14 protein-coding genes and 1 riboswitch are annotated in these 15,002 nt (G+C 61.7%); of the genes, 10 read left to right on the top strand and 4 right to left on the bottom strand.

Annotation, left to right across the window (positions count from 1 at the left end; genetic code table 11):
* Nucleotides 1-24 precede the first annotated feature (24 nt).
* Nucleotides 25-1,206, top strand: a complete 1,182-nt coding sequence (locus AB5Y51_RS00465; protein ID WP_041215518.1) for an FIST signal transduction protein — start codon at nt 25-27, stop codon at nt 1,204-1,206.
* A gap of 18 nt (nt 1,207-1,224) precedes the next feature.
* Nucleotides 1,225-3,300: an ATP-binding protein gene (locus AB5Y51_RS00460; protein ID WP_368177880.1), complete on the top strand. Its 2,076-nt coding sequence runs from the start codon at nt 1,225-1,227 to the stop codon at nt 3,298-3,300.
* A gap of 272 nt (nt 3,301-3,572) precedes the next feature.
* On the opposite strand, the gene AB5Y51_RS00455 is transcribed toward AB5Y51_RS00460, so the two are convergent.
* The 4 genes from AB5Y51_RS00455 to narQ form a co-directional block, all read right to left on the bottom strand.
* The gene (locus AB5Y51_RS00455) at nt 3,573-4,148 is read right to left on the bottom strand and encodes an LON peptidase substrate-binding domain-containing protein (RefSeq protein WP_010674148.1); all 576 of its coding nucleotides are present in this window, start codon (nt 4,146-4,148) and stop codon (nt 3,573-3,575) included.
* Between the two features lie 302 nt (nt 4,149-4,450).
* Nucleotides 4,451-4,876: a globin domain-containing protein gene (locus AB5Y51_RS00450; protein ID WP_039038868.1), complete on the bottom strand. Its 426-nt coding sequence runs from the start codon at nt 4,874-4,876 to the stop codon at nt 4,451-4,453.
* A 145-nt stretch (nt 4,877-5,021) separates the two neighbouring features.
* Nucleotides 5,022-5,660, bottom strand: coding sequence for a two-component system response regulator NarL (gene narL / locus AB5Y51_RS00445; protein ID WP_039038841.1), 639 nt, complete (start codon nt 5,658-5,660; stop codon nt 5,022-5,024).
* Complete coding sequence (narQ, locus tag AB5Y51_RS00440; RefSeq protein WP_041215515.1) at nt 5,660-7,372, bottom strand: nitrate/nitrite two-component system sensor histidine kinase NarQ; 1,713 nt, start codon at nt 7,370-7,372, stop codon at nt 5,660-5,662. Before narQ ends, narL begins: the two co-directional genes overlap by 1 nt.
* 78 nt (nt 7,373-7,450) lie before the next feature.
* A riboswitch (molybdenum cofactor riboswitch) is annotated at nt 7,451-7,590 on the top strand.
* Here narQ and moaA point away from each other — a divergent pair.
* The 8 genes from moaA to AB5Y51_RS00400 all read left to right on the top strand — a co-directional run bounded on the left by moaA (nt 7,578) and on the right by AB5Y51_RS00400 (nt 14,992).
* Nucleotides 7,578-8,573 (top strand): GTP 3',8-cyclase MoaA, encoded by a 996-nt coding sequence (gene moaA / locus AB5Y51_RS00435; protein WP_041215514.1) that lies wholly within the window; start codon nt 7,578-7,580, stop codon nt 8,571-8,573. (Overlaps the previous riboswitch by 13 nt.)
* Nucleotides 8,574-8,824: 251 nt before the next feature.
* Complete coding sequence (napF, locus tag AB5Y51_RS00430; RefSeq protein ID WP_368177879.1) at nt 8,825-9,334, top strand: ferredoxin-type protein NapF; 510 nt, start codon at nt 8,825-8,827, stop codon at nt 9,332-9,334.
* A complete protein-coding gene (locus tag AB5Y51_RS00425) occupies nt 9,331-9,633 on the top strand; it encodes a chaperone NapD (protein ID WP_010674154.1) in 303 nt (100 codons plus the stop codon). Before napF ends, AB5Y51_RS00425 begins: the two co-directional genes overlap by 4 nt.
* A 189-nt stretch (nt 9,634-9,822) precedes the next feature.
* Complete coding sequence (napA, locus tag AB5Y51_RS00420) at nt 9,823-12,312, top strand: nitrate reductase catalytic subunit NapA (RefSeq protein WP_286700069.1); 2,490 nt, start codon at nt 9,823-9,825, stop codon at nt 12,310-12,312.
* Nucleotides 12,313-12,328: 16 nt separating this feature from the next.
* Nucleotides 12,329-13,063: a ferredoxin-type protein NapG gene (gene napG, locus AB5Y51_RS00415; RefSeq protein WP_182954343.1), complete on the top strand. Its 735-nt coding sequence runs from the start codon at nt 12,329-12,331 to the stop codon at nt 13,061-13,063.
* A complete protein-coding gene (gene napH / locus AB5Y51_RS00410) occupies nt 13,060-13,935 on the top strand; it encodes a quinol dehydrogenase ferredoxin subunit NapH (RefSeq protein WP_368177878.1) in 876 nt (291 codons plus the stop codon). The genes napG and napH overlap by 4 nt, the downstream gene beginning before the upstream one ends.
* Nucleotides 13,935-14,390, top strand: coding sequence for a nitrate reductase cytochrome c-type subunit (locus tag AB5Y51_RS00405; RefSeq protein WP_029314277.1), 456 nt, complete (start codon nt 13,935-13,937; stop codon nt 14,388-14,390). Before napH ends, AB5Y51_RS00405 begins: the two co-directional genes overlap by 1 nt.
* Before the next feature lie 11 nt (nt 14,391-14,401).
* Nucleotides 14,402-14,992, top strand: coding sequence for a cytochrome c3 family protein (locus AB5Y51_RS00400; RefSeq protein WP_010674159.1), 591 nt, complete (start codon nt 14,402-14,404; stop codon nt 14,990-14,992).
* Nucleotides 14,993-15,002 lie beyond the last annotated feature (10 nt).

Here is a 15,002-nt window from a genome sequence, read left to right as displayed (position 1 = left end):
AGCATCCCGTACCCCTAGGAGACGATGTTGAACTTCCTGACGGCTCACTCGCTTGCCGAGACGACCCCACTGGCCGCCCAACAAGTTACAGAGCGGTTGCATGCCCAGTCATCCCATGTTCCATCGCTGTTGCTGGTCTATTTTACCCAAGCACACGAGGCGGCGGAACTGCGCCGTGCGCTCAAGGCACGTTTTCCCGATACCCGGCTGATCGGTTGCAGCTCCTGCGGCGGTATCCTGACCCAGGATGGTCATCATGGTCGGCATGGCTGGAGCCTGTCGGTCGCCGCCCTTTATGATGACAAGGGGGCTTATGGTGTGGCTGGCCAGATGGGGGATCAACCGGATGTGCGGGCATTGCTGCGCCGCGCCATCGCCGATGGTGGCCGACCGGGAGAGCTGCCGCAGCTCGTGTTGCTGCACACCAGCCCGGGGCTGGAGGAGGCTGTGCTCGCGGGGATCGACGCCGAGTTTGGCGCGACCGTTCCCGTCGTCGGCGGGTCGGCGGCAGACGATGGCGTGGCCGGGCAGTGGCAGCTGTGCTGGGACGAAGGGGAGGGATCACAAGGGTGCGTGTTGGCGGTGCTTTACCCTGACTGCCAACTGGCGTTCCAGTTTCATTCAGGCTATGTACCCACCGAGTGTCGCGGCATCATTACCGGGATAGACGGGCGGGAGGTGCTGACCATCGATCACGAGCCGGCGGCCCGGGTCTATGGTCGCTGGACCGAGCGTGCGACGCCCTGGCCGGTGGGCCCCATCCTCAGGGAGACGACGCTCTCGCCATTGGCCCGTCAGGTCGGCATGCTCGATGACCTGCCCTACTACAAGCTATCCCATCCCGAGGCGGTGACGGCGCGGGAGGGGCTGCGCCTCTTTACCGAGACCCGACTGGGAGAGCGGCTGCTGCTCATGTACAGCAGCCAGGAAGGGTTGTTGCAGCGTAGCCTGAATGCGGTGAATATCGAGCCTGAATATGGCATGGCGAGCAATATGCGCCCCTTTGGCGCCCTGGTGGTGTTTTGTGCCGGTTGTCGGCTGGCACTGGGGGACAGGCTGGGGGACATCGTCAGTCAATTCAGTCAGAGGCTGGGTGAGATCCCCTTCATCACGCCCTTTACCTTCGGTGAACAGGGACGATTACCCCATGGTGAGCTGGCACACGGCAACCTCATGGTGTCGAGCGTAATCTTCCTCGAGAGCTGACATTGTGCTGGATTCAAGATGATAGGCAATAGCGAACTCGAAACCCTGGGTGACAAACTGCAAACCACGCTGGTGGAGCTGATGCGTTGCCGGGAGCGGGAGGCCAGATATCGGGAGGAGTCCCAAGCCCTGCTGTGCGGGGTGGCGACCCTGGCACAGGCCCAGAGTCTGGAGCAGGTACTGGAGAGTCTCATTCTTGCTCTCAAGCCCTTTATCGGATTCGAACAGGCGGACGTGGTCGCCTGGGAGGCCGTAGGGGGCAGCACCCATCTGAGCACCCAGCCGGACGAGGTGGGCCGGACCTGGTCGCTGACACCGCTCTTCTCCAGGGCCATCAAGGGGGAGACCCTGGTCATCTATGATCCCGCCCAACTGCCTGAGCTGGCGCCGCTGGCGGGGGCGCCGGGCTGGGCCAGCGTCATGATGACAGGCTTGCAGGGACCGGGGTTTTCCGGTGTGCTCATCTGCCGGCACAGCGTGGCGGGCACCTTCGATCTCAAGAGCAAGGCGGCGATGCAGCGTTGTCGCCCGCTCATCTCCCAGGCCCTGGTCAACATCGCCTATCGGGCTCGCCTGCAAGAACAGGTTGACCTCAAGACCCTGGCCCTGCAGGCCAGCGAACAGCGTTTTCGCAGTTTTGCCGCCATGGCCTCCGACTGGTTCTGGGAGACCGATCCCCAGCACAGGCTCAGCTATGTCTCTGCGCCTGGCTATCAGGGGGAAGTGCTGGCCCGCCAGACGGGGAGAAGCCTCTATGATTTTGCCCACGACAAGCAGGACCCGGCCTGGAGCCACTACCGGCACCTGATCGCCCACCATCTGCCGGTGCGGGGAATGCGGGCTCAGGTGATGCTGGCGGGCGGGCCTTGCTGGATGGAGATCAATGCGGAGCCTTGCCATGATGACGGTGGCCGCTTCCTTGGCTATCGGGGCACGGCGCGGGAGATAGGCAGCCAGATCCGCCGCGAGCAGGAGCTGGCGCGGGCGCGGGACGATGCCGAGACGGCCAACCGTGCCAAATCCCAGTTCCTCGCCATGATGACCCACGAGATCCGCTCTCCCATGAACGCCGTGCTGGGGATGCTGGATCTGCTGCAGCACGGCCGACTCGACACTCCGCAACAGACCCTCATCGGCCATGCCACCCACTCTGCGCATCTGTTGCAGACCATCATCGACGACGTGCTCGATTTCTCGAAAATAGAGTCACATACCCTGACGCTGCACTGTGAACCCTTTCAGCCAGCCGAGCTGTGCCGTGCCCTGGTGGAGCCCTTGCAGGCACAAGCCAGTGCCAAGGGAATCACACTGCATTGGCATCTGGATGAGACGCTCCCTGAACGCCTTCAAGGGGATGCCGTCCGCCTCTCCCAGGTGATAGGCAACCTGCTTGGCAATGCCGTGAAGTTCACCTCCGTCGGCAGCGTGCGTCTGGCGTTGACCTGGGAGGAGGAAAAGCTGGGGGTCATGGTCAGCGACACGGGGATCGGCATCTCCACCGAGGATCAGGCGTTGCTGTTCGAACCCTTCTATCAGGTCGACAGTTCGGCAACCCGCCGCTTCTCCGGCTCGGGACTCGGACTGGCCATCTGCAGGCGGCTGGTGCAGCTGATGGGGGGAGACATTTGCGTGCAGAGCACGCCTGGGCTGGGAAGCTGCTTCTGGTTCGAGCTGCCCGGGATGGCCTCTCCCTGTGCTCCGGCCGCCGCCCCCGGCAGTGAAGAGTGCGCCAGACTGGAGCTGGATGTGCTGGTGGTGGAAGACAGTCCGGTCAATCAGCTGGTGGTATCCCTGATGCTGCAGAAGCTGGTGTGCAGGGTGAGGCTGGCAGGCAATGGTCTGGAGGCCCTGGCACAGGTGGCGAAGCAGCAGCCGGACCTTGTCCTGATGGATATGCGGATGCCGCAGATGGATGGGCTGGAGGCGACCCGGCGCCTGCGGGACATGGGGTGCGAGGTGCCCATCGTCGCGTTGACGGCCAATGCCATGATGGAGGACAGGGCCCGCTGCCTTGCCCAGGGCATGAACGATTTTCTGGCCAAACCCATCAGTCTTGCCAGGCTGCGAAGCTGCCTGCTCCGCCATTGCAGGTGATGTCGGCCGATTTTGGGTAAAAAAAATGGTCAACCTGGTGGTTGACCAATTCTTCAGCAAATACTGAAGAGAGCACGGGATAAATCGGGTTGTACGGTTTTATATGAAAAAGTCGTGCCAACTTTTCAAAACCTGTTATTTGCGGCCTGTAGCTGAATTGTGTGTTATTTATCGCTACCGTGATTGCAAAATGCAATTCTCATTTTTTCATTATAAGAATGCAGTGCCGAGAATTCGCGTTTTGCAAACCAACCGTTGACTCACTCTTTGACTCACTGTGCGATCAGTCGGCGCAAGAACTGGCGCGCCGCTTCACTGTTCTGTTTGGCAATCAACATCTGTTTTTCATAGATCGGCATGGGCAGGATCTCGAGCCAGCGTTGGCAGAGCCAGGCTGCATCGTCGAACTGCTTGTCCGGGTAGAGCTCATCCAGTTCCGGGTATTGTGCAAAGACCTCTCTCAATCGGCTGACCAGCTGGTTGTCGCTGACATCAGAATCCGCACTCGGCCAGTTGGGCAACGGCTCGACCTGGGCGTGCCTGAGGCCTGCGCTATCCGTTTCCATCTCGTGGATGCAGAAGCGTTCAAGGCCGAGCACGGTGACCCCGAGCAAACCGTCGTTGAGGGTATAAAAATCAGTCACCTTGACGCGGGTTCCGACCGGGAGAATCCGTCCGCAGGTGCCCGTGCTGGTGGTCTCTTCCATCACGATGCCAAAGCCACGATCCTCGAGGAAGGACTCCTTGAGCATCTGCAGGTGGCGCGGCTCGAACAGGCGAAGGGGGAGCTTGCCACCGGGCAGAATGTGGGACGGCAAGGGGAACAGTGCCAGTTGTTGAAGTTTCATGCTCCATCCTCCTAATCAGTCATTGCTGAATGTGACAATGCAGTGACCGTGCCAGAGAGAGGTGGCGTGGCGAAAGGGTGAGTCATTTCCCGTGGTTATTTTTAATATCCATTTAAAATCAATCTATTGTGATTTGATGTCGCGAATGCAGGCAAGGCAGTGCGAAAGGGATTCAGGTGAGGTGTTAGGGCGCCGAACATACCCCGTGTGCAGAATGAGTCTATTTTCGCATATTGCAAATTTGATTCATGCAAAATGCCTGTCACAGACCCATTGAGCGATTGGGGGCAAAGGCCAGGAGATCAGGTGGTGAATTCGGTGTGCTGTGTCATGCCGTCCAGCATCAGGGCGGCTATTTCGTCGTACATCTGCGACCAGGCCTGTGCCAGTGCCGGGGTAAAACCACTGCCGAGACGTCGTGCCAGTACCTGGGTCAGCGCCTGCTTGAGCAGCGCAAACTGGTGGGGTTGAACGTTGAATCGCTGGTGACGCCTGCCGAGATCGCGAATGATGAAACCCAGTGCATCCAGCTGGGAGAGGCTGGTGATGACGGTGTTCAGGGTGTCCGACACCTTGGCAACAGGCAGCTCCTGATGTGGGGGAAAGAGGGCCCTGAGTTCGGGGGACAATCTGAACAGCTCTTCATACACCTCCTGGACATAGCTGTTGTTCAGGGCGCTCACCCTGCCCCAGGCTTTCTGGACCAGCTCTATCTGCTCAAAGGTCATGTCGATGTTTCCTTCCCGTGCGATGTCATGAAAATAATAATCTATCTACTCAATAGAGCACCGGGTTCCGCGCCATTTGGGGAAAAGAAGAGGGGGCCAGCAAGGAGGCACGGATGGTGGCCCCTTGCTGGCGGAGGCCGGGACCTCAGTTGCGCTGTTCCAGGTACATGACGGCTGCTTCGACGCGGCTTTGGGCCTCGAGCTTTTTCAGCAGGCTCTTGACGTGGACCTTGACGGTTCCCTCGGAGATATGGAGCACGGAGGCGACCTGCTTGTTGGACAACCCCTTGGCGATTTCACGCATGATCTGCATCTCGCGTCGGGTCAGGCTCTCCAGCTTCTGCTGCAGGTGGTCCAGCTCGTAGATGTTCTCGAGATAGGGGCGTAGCGGCTCGCTCAGGATCTGCTTGCCGGTCATCACGTCAGCCAGCTGGGCCAGCAGCATGTCAGGCTCGGTGTCCTTGAGCAGATAGCCGTCCGCGCCTGCCTTGAGCAGGGCAACCACATCCTGGCGGGCGTCAGAGACGGTCAGGATCACCACGCGGGAAGTCACCTCTTCGGCCCGCAGCGCCTTGAGGGTATCGAGACCTGACAACCCCTTCATGTTGAGGTCGAGCAGGATAAGGTCCGGTTCGGACTCTTTGGCCATGGCCACGGCGTCGGTGCCGTTGGAGGCCTCGCCAACCACGTCGATGTTATCTTCCAACTCCAGCAGTTGCACAATTCCCTTGCGCATCAGGGGGTGGTCATCCACGACCAGAACACTGTATTTCATCTCGTCCATCAGGCGTCTCTTGTTAGGCTGGTGGGAAAGGTCAGGTGTATGCGGGTGCCCCCGGAGGGCGGTTCACTGATGGTCAACTGGCCGCGCAATTTGCTGGCGCGTTCATTCATGATGCTGAGACCGTAGTGATTCACCGCCGAGCTTGCGCCCCTTATTCCAACACCATCGTCTGCAATCTGAACCTGGATGTTACCATCAGCCAGGGTCTCACAGCTAACGTCAATGTGCCGCGCGCTGGCATGCTTGATGGCATTGAGCACTGCCTCACGGATCAGCTGCAGGATGTGGATGTGCTGCCCCGCTTCAAGGTCGGTGTCCGTCAGTCCGTACTGGAGCCTGATGTCGGCGTGCGTCTGGGGTTTGAGCTGCTCGAGCATGACCGCGATGGCTTCACCCAGGTTGGCATCGCCGATGCTGAGGCGGAAGGTGCCGAGCAGTTCGCGCAACTGGGTATAAGCATTGCTGAGTCCCTCGTCGATCTGCTCCATGGCTGCCTCGGTCTTGGCCCTGTCCCCCTTGGCGAAGGAGCGCTTGAGCAGCGTGGCCTGGATCTTCAGGTAAGAGAGGGCCTGGGCGAGGGAGTCGTGCAGTTCACGGGCGATGACGGCGCGCTCTTCCATCAGGAGCAGGCGCTGGTGCTGCAGCAGGGTCTGATCCTTGTGCAGCACCTGGGCCAGCAACATGGAGAAGTTCTTCATCAGCCGCTCGTCGATGGGGTGGTCGCTTATCATGTCGAGCCGGCCGTACTCCTCGTCATCCATCTGCAGGTAGAAGCTCACCACGGCGTCCAGATCCCCCGGCCACCCCTTGCGCCCTGTGATGTAGACCGGCATCGCATTGTGCTCGAAGCGGGTGAGGCGGATGTACTCGATGTGCTGGTGGGCGGCTGCCCGCTCCAGCAGCTTTTGCAGGGTGCGGCGGCTGAGGGGCGCCGCGTGCAGTTTCTGGGCGGTGGAATAGAGGAAGGAGAGGGTGTCGTTGGCCTGTTGCAGCTTGGCCGTTTTCTCCTCCACCTTGCTCTCCAGCTCCCGGTAGAGTTTGCCAAGCTCGTCGGCCATGGTCGCGAACGCCCCCGACAGCTCTCCCAGCTCGTTTTCACAGTGGGGGGGCAGGGTGAGATCGAACTCCTGACGCTGGATCTGGCGTGCGCAATAGACCAGCTGGTTGAGGGGGGCCACCACCTGCTGGCGGGTGAAGCGCACCGTGCACCAGGCGATGGTGATGATGGCGAGCAGACCCAACCCCTCTGCCAGGGCCAGCATGCGAACCTTGAACTCCACGTGGTACTGCATCTGGTTGACGAAGTCATCGATGGCGGCGACGAACTGCTCCGTATTGTCGGTATAACGGCTGGGGGTGGCATTCTCGATGTGTTCGCGCATCACTTGCCATTGCAGCAGGACTTCACCATAGGTGCGGCGCAGGGAGGCGGGCGTGATCCAGCGCTGGGTCTCCTGCAGCTCGGGGGCATGAAGGGTCTGTTCAAACTGGGCGAGCCGACCGAGGACGACCTGATCCTTCTCGATTTCATAGGCCATGCGGTAGGCCTGCATGCGCAGGGAGCCCGACAGGTTGATGGCCTTGGCATCGGGAACCGAATAGAAGAGGGTGACCATGGCCACCACGGCGATCAGGCTGGCCATGAACAGGATCAGCACCATGGAGCGACCGATGGCGCTGCTGACCGACTGCACTCTGAACCATTTTCCCATGCCGACCGGCTCCCTTTTCACCCACAAAGACCCCACAAAGTAGCATGGGAGTGTACTCCAAGTTGTGCTAGCATCGAAAAACTAGATGAACTCCGAGCGATTTTGCCTAAGTCATTGAGATAGGGGGAGATCGCCGTCAGCCGATGTTCGAGCTGAAAGGGTCAGGAAAGAAATGCCCTGGCCTCCCGTATTTGGAAAGGTGTTTATGTTGCCACTTGAAGATGGTTTTTCCCGTCGCTTTTACTATTTGCGTCTGTCGGTCACCGACGTCTGCAATTTCCGCTGTACCTACTGTCTGCCGGACGGCTATCACCCGCCGAAAGGAGATGGTGAGGGGCGCCAGTCCTTCCTCTCCCTGGAGGAGATCCGTCGCGTCGTCTCCGGGTTTGCGGCCATGGGGACGCGCAAGGTGCGTCTGACCGGAGGCGAGCCCTCCCTGCGTCGCGACTTCACGGCCATCATCGAGACGGTGGCCAATACTCCCGGCATCGAGAAGGTGGCCATGACCACCAACGGGTATCGCCTCAAGGAGCGTGCCCGCGAGTGGTTCGATGCGGGGCTGACGGCCCTGAACGTCAGCGTCGACAGCCTGGATCCCCGCCAGTTCCACCAGATCACCGGCGAGAACAAGCTGGCGGAGGTGATGGCGGGGATAGACGCCGCCCTGAGTGCAGGTTTTCGGTCGGTCAAGATCAACGCCGTGCTGCTCAAGGGGCTCAATGATCATCAGCTCGAGACATTCCTCGCCTGGATCCGGGACAAACCCATCGAGCTTCGTTTCATCGAACTGATGCAGACCGGCGAGATGGACGCCCTGTTTCGCGATCACCATACCAGCGGTGAACTCATCAAGCAGCGTCTGCAAGAGAGCGGCTGGGTGCAGCAGCTGCGCGGCGTGGATGATGGCCCTGCCCAGGTGTTCACGCACTCGGACTCGAGGGGCGGGGTGGGGCTCATCATGCCCTACAGCAAGGATTTTTGCGCCGGTTGCAACCGGCTGCGGGTCTCCTCCAAGGGCAAGCTGCACCTGTGTCTCTTTGGCGACAACGGGGTGGAACTGCGGGATCTGCTCACCGATGACAGCCAGCAGGAGGCGCTGCAATGGCGTATTCGCCAGGCGCTGACCGGCAAGGCCGCCACCCATCGCCTCCATGAAGGCAATGCAGGCATGACCCCCCACCTGGCCTCCATCGGCGGCTGACAGCCGCCGTGCACCTCAAATAACCTTCGATTAATTATCAATCCTCACATAGGGGTAATTTACCTTGCCCCTGCTGTGTCTAATTGCGCCAAGGGTTTGATCCAGCGCAAGAATCCCCCCTGTTTATCTCCCTGGTGGTATATCCCCTGACTTGTCAGGGCCGCAATATACACCCACGCTTATAATTGGTATTGAAAATGCCAGTCACGGGATCCGCGCGGGGGCATCCGTCCCCGAAAAGAGGAGTCGATATGACCGATGGGGTCAACTTGTCACGCAGAGGCCTGTTTCGGGGACGCCTGAGCGCCCCCAAGGCCGGGATCCAGTTGCCCTGGTCCGTCTCCTGGGACGAGTTCGTGGCCGGCTGTACCCGCTGCGGCGACTGTTTGGCGGCCTGTCCGGAGCAGATCCTGATCAAGGGAGACGGGGGCTTCCCCACGGTGGATTTTCACCGCGGCGAGTGCACCTTCTGCACCGAGTGCGTCAGCGCCTGCCAGGCGCCGGTGTTCAGGCCGACAACCCAGACACCCTGGGAGTATGTGGCCCATATCGAGGCGGGCTGTCTGGCCACGGCCCAGGTGTTCTGCCAGCGCTGTCAGGACAGCTGTGAGCTGCAGGCCATCCGCTTTTCCCCCCGGCTGGGGCGCGTACCCACCCCCAGCATCCATGCCGAGTCGTGCAACGGTTGCGGGGCCTGCGTGGCGGATTGCCCGGTGGGCAGCATCAGCATCGGTCTGTCTCGTGGCGAGGCTTCGCGATGACCCAAGAGACGAACAAGTTGGAAAACGGTGATATGACGCGAGAAGAGTTCCATGTATCCAGCCTGGTGGTGCTGACCCAGCCCGATCTGCGCCACGCCCTGGCAGAGCGGATTGCGACCCTGGACGGGGCCGAGATCCACGCCGTCAGCGAGGAGGGCAAGCTGGTGGTGACCCTGGAGGGGCCGAGCCAGCGCCCCATCATGGCGGCCATCGACACCATTCAGGGGTTGCCCGGGGTGCTCTCTGCGGCCCTGATCTACCACCAGTTCGATGAAATGGACGCCGAAGATGGGGAATAAGGCGTCATGTGGCAGAAGCGCAAGAGTCGTTCGCTGACCGCCACGGGTAATACACGGGATGCCGGGTCTGTTGTCTGCGTTCGATGAACGAAAAGCCCAGAGCAAAGGAATAAAGCGCCATGGAGCTGAGCCAGCGCGGCTCGTCACAATGGCTGTCATTGATGTGATTAAGCAATGCGAGGATATGTCATGAAGCTGAGTCGACGCGACTTTATGAAGGCCAATGCGGTGGCGGCAGCCGCTGCCGTGGCCGGTGTCAGTGCCCCCACTCTGGCGGCGAACCTGATCACCAGTACCGACAAGACCGCCATCACCTGGGACAAGGCGCCGTGCCGCTTCTGCGGGACCGGTTGCTCCGTGCTGGTGGGCTCCCAGGCTGGCCGCGTCGTGGCGACCCAGGGGGATCCCGATGCACCGGTCAACCGTGGCCTGAACTGCATCAAGGGCTACTTCCTCTCCAAGATCATGTACGGGGAGGATCGCCTGACCCAGCCCATGCTGCGCATGACCAACGGCAAGTTCGACAAGAACGGCAACTTCGCCCCCATCAGTTGGGATCAGGCCTTCGACATCATGGCCGAGAAGTTCAAGGCGACCCTGAAAGAGAAGGGCCCGACCGCCGTCGGCATGTTCGGCTCCGGCCAGTGGACCGTCTGGGAAGGCTATGCCGCCGCCAAGCTGATGAAGGCAGGCCTGCGCTCCAACAACCTGGATCCCAATGCCCGTCACTGCATGGCCTCCGCGGTGGTGGGCTTCATGCGTACCTTCGGCATGGATGAACCCATGGGCTGCTACGACGACATCGAGCAGGCCGACGCCTTCGTGCTGTGGGGCTCCAACATGGCCGAGATGCACCCCATCCTCTGGTCGCGCATCTCCGATCGCCGTCTGTCCCACCAGGATGTGCAGGTGCACGTGCTCTCCACCTTCGAGCACCGCAGCTTCGAGCTGGCGGACAACGGCATGGTGTTCACCCCCCAGACCGATCTGGCGATCCTCAACTACATCGCCAACTACATCATCCAGAACGACAAGGTGAACTGGGAGTTCGTCAACAAACACACCCAGTTCCGCAAAGGGGTGACCGACATCGGCTACGGCCTGCGTCCCACCAACCCGCTGCAGCAAAAGGCCAAGAACCCGGACAGCGGAGACTCCACCCCCATGAGCTTCGAGGACTTCGCCAAGTTCGTGGCGGATTACGATCTGGAGTCCGTCTCCAAGCTCTCCGGTGTGCCCAAGGACAAGCTCGAGAAGCTGGCCCAGATCTATGCGGATCCGGACAAGAAGGTGGTCTCCTACTGGACTATGGGGTTCAACCAGCACACCCGTGGCGTCTGGGCCAACAACCTCTGCTACAACATCCACCTGCTGACCGGCAAGATCTCCCAGCCGGGCTCCGGCCCCTTCTCCCTGACCGGCCAGCCCTCCGCCTGTGGCACCGCCCGTGAAGTGGGTACCTTCGCCCACCGTCTGCCGGCGGACATGGTGGTCACGGATCCCAAACACCGCGCCATCGCCGAGAAGATCTGGAAGCTGCCGGAAGGCACCATCCCGGAGCAGGTGGGCTACCACGCCGTGCTGCAAAACCGCATGCTGAAAGACGGCAAGCTCAACGCCTACTGGGTGATGTGCAACAACAACATGCAGGCCGGCCCGAACATGAATGAAGAGGCGCTGCCCGGTTATCGCAACCCGGCCAACTTCATCGTGGTCTCCGACCCTTATCCGACCGTGACCGCCCAGGCGGCCGACCTCATCCTGCCCACCGCCATGTGGGTGGAGAAAGAGGGTGCCTATGGCAACGCCGAGCGTCGCACCCAGTTCTGGCACCAGCAGGTGAAGGCACCGGAAGGGGCCAAATCCGACCTGTGGCAGCTGATGGAGTTCTCCAAGCGCTTCACCGTGGAAGAGGTGTGGCCGGCCGAACTCATCGCCAAGATGCCGGAAGTGAAGGGCAAGACCCTGTTCGACGTGCTCTATGCCAACGGCCAGGTGAACCAGTTCCCGAAAGAGCAGAGCAAGGGTGCCCTGAACGACGAGGCCGAGCACTTTGGTTTCTACGTCCAGAAGGGGCTCTTTGAGGAGTACGCCTCCTTCGGTCGCGGCCATGGCCACGACCTGGCGCCGTTCGATCAGTATCACGAAGCCCGTGGCCTGCGCTGGCCTGTGGTGGACGGCAAGGAGACCCTGTGGCGCTATCGCGAAGGGTTCGACCCTTACGTGAAAGCGGGGGAGGGCGTGCGCTTCTACGGCAAGCCCGACGGCAAGGCGGTCATCTTCGCGCTGCCCTATGAACCCGCCGCCGAGGCTCCGGACAAAGAGTACGACATGTGGCTCTCCACCGGCCGCGTGCTGGAACACTGGCATACCGGCACCATGACCCGCCGGGTCCCCGAGCTCTATCGCGCCTTCCCGGATGCGGTGCTCTTCATGCACCCGGAAGATGCCAAGGCTCGCGGTGTGCGCCGTGGCGAAGAGGTAATCGTCTCCTCCCGCCGGGGCGAGGTGAAGACCCGGGTCGAGACCCGCGGCCGCAACCGTCCGCCCAAGGGATTGGTGTTCATGCCCTTCTTCGACGCGAGCCAGCTGGTCAACAAGCTGACCCTGGACGCCACGGATCCGCTCTCCAAAGAGACGGATTACAAGAAGTGCGCCGTCAAGGTCGTCAAGGCATAAGGCGGGGGAGCGCGAGATGAGTCGTAGTCGGCGCCAGTTTCTGGCCGACATGGCCAAGGGGGCCTGCGGTGTGGGCCTGCTTGGCGTGGGGCTCGGCGGCATGGCGCGCCAGCAGGTGCAGGCTTTGCCTGCCCAGGCGCTGCGCCCGCCGGCGGCCCTCGACGAGGCCGAGTTTCTCGGCGCCTGTGTGCGCTGCGGACTCTGCGCCCTGGCCTGCCCCTACGACACCCTCAAGCTCGCCCGGCTGTTTGAACCCGTGACCACCGGCACCCCCTACTTCAAGGCGCGCGCCGTCCCGTGCGAGATGTGTGACGATATCCCCTGCGTGGCGGCCTGCCCGAGCGGGGCCCTGGATCGGGCCATGACCGACATCGATCAGGCACGGATGGGGGTGGCGGTGCTCATCGATCACGAGACCTGCCTCAACTACCTGGGGCTGCGCTGCGACGTTTGCTACCGGGTCTGCCCCCTCATCGACAAGGCCATTACCCTTGAGCTGCAACACAACCCGCGCACCGGCAAGCACGCCATGTTCCTGCCCACGGTGCACAGCGATCTCTGCACCGGCTGCGGCAAGTGCGAGCACGCCTGCGTGCTGGAGGAGGCTGCCATCAAGGTGGTGCCTCGCGGGCTTGCCAAGGGGGAGCTGGGTCACCACTACCGGCTCGGCTGGGAAGAGAAGGAGAAGGCGGGCAAGTCCCTTATCGGTGAGCGACTGACCCTGCCGACCCGCAAACCGGAGGGGCTATGAGTCGGTATCCGGGAGCCGAGGCCACGGCCAGGCTGGGGTGGTGGCGTGCCCATCGCTTCCTGCTGCTGCGCCGGCTTTGCCAGTTCGGGGTGCTGGGGCTGTTCCTGCTGGGGCCGCTCGCAGGCATCTGGATCCTCAAGGGCAACCTCTCCAGCTCCTTGCTGCTGGAGACGGTGCCCCTCACGGATCCCCTGACCCTGCTGCAGTCGGTGGCGGCGGGCCAGTGGCCCATCCCCACCCTGTGGCTCGGGGCCGGGCTGGTGCTCGTGGGTTACTGGCTGGCCGGGGGGCGGGTGTTCTGCTCCTGGGTCTGTCCGGTCAACCTGGTCACCGATGCCGCCGCCTGGCTCAGGGGGCGGCTCGGGCTCAAGGGCAATGGTCAGTTCAACCGCGCTACCCGCTACTGGCTGCTGGCCATGGTGCTGGTGGCACCGGCCATCACAGGCGTGCTGGTGTGGGAGCTGGTCAATCCGGTGTCGCTCACCCTGCGCGGCCTGTTGTTTGGCATGGGGGTGGGCTGGGGCCTGCTGGCGGCGCTGTTCCTGTTCGACCTTTTTGTGGTGGAGCGGGGCTGGTGCGGCCACCTCTGTCCGGTGGGGGCCTTCTATGCCCTGGTCAACCGGGTCGGGTTCATCAAGATTGCAGCCTCGGGGCGCGAGCGGTGCAGCAACTGCATGGATTGTTATGCGGTCTGCCCGGAGCGTCCCATCCTGCGCGGCCCCGTTCACGGTGCCAGGCGTGGTCACGGGCCCTTGATTGCGGCTCAGGAGTGTACCAACTGCGGCCGTTGCATCGATGTCTGCGCGGAGCAAGTTTTTGAAATCACTGTAGGTTTTGCCGTCAAGGCAGAGAAAACGTCGGAGAACACATAATGAAGAAGCTGATTGGAGCAATGCTGGCCTGCCTGATGGCGGGTTCCTTGATGGCGGCCGTCCCCGAGATCACCAACAGCACGGGGGGCATCAAGTCGGAGCGGGGAAGCACGGATCTGGTGACGGATGCCGACGCGGCCCCCATGAAGAACTTTCGCAAGGATGGCGACCTCTACGATCGCCAGTACATGCACCAGCCCCCGCTGATCCCCCACGACACCCGCAACTATGAAGTGGACAACAAGGTCAACAAGTGTCTGGCCTGTCACAGCTTCAAGAACGCCAGTGCCATGAAGGCCCCCAAGATAAGCCCCACCCACTTCGAGACCCGCGACGGCATGACCCTGGGCGAAGTCTCTCCGCGTCGCTACTTCTGTCTGCAGTGCCACGTGCCGCAAGCGGATGCCAAGCCGCTGGTGAACAATACCTTCAAACCGGTTGAAGCGCTGAACTGAGGAACCCATAGATGAAATTACCCGGCTTTGTGAAGCGTCTGTGGACCACCTTCAAGTCACCGTCGAAGGCGGCCCTCTGGGTCATCCTGCTGATGGGCTTCTTCGGTGGCGTCATCTTCTGGGGCGGGTTCAACACCGCCATGGAAGCGTCCAACACCGAGGCCTTCTGCACCGGTTGCCACGAGATGAAGGACAACGTGTTCGTGGAGTACCGCGACACCATCCACTACGCCAACCGCTCCGGCGTGCGGGCCAGCTGCCCGGATTGCCACGTACCCCACGAGTGGACCTACAAGATCATCCGCAAGGTGCAGGCCTCCAAGGAGCTGTGGGGCATGATCACCGGCAAGGTGGATACCCGCGAGAAGTTTGAATCCCACCGGCGGGAGATGGCCGAGCGGGAGTGGCAGCGGATGAAGGAGACGGATTCGCGCGAGTGCCGCAACTGCCACAACTTCGAGTACATGGACTTCTCCCTGCAAGGGCGTCGGGCCGCCCAGATGCACTCCACCAACCTGGCAAGCGGGGCCAACACCTGCATCGACTGCCACAAGGGGATTGCGCACCAACTGCCTGACATGAAAGGGGTGCCAGGCTTCTGATGGGAAGGCC

Source organism: Aeromonas sp. R7-1 (assembly GCF_040908115.1).
Lineage (GTDB): Bacteria > Pseudomonadota > Gammaproteobacteria > Enterobacterales > Aeromonadaceae > Aeromonas > Aeromonas caviae.
The sequence above is the reverse complement of the archived record's forward strand: the minus strand, read 5'-3'. Positions and strand labels throughout refer to the sequence as shown.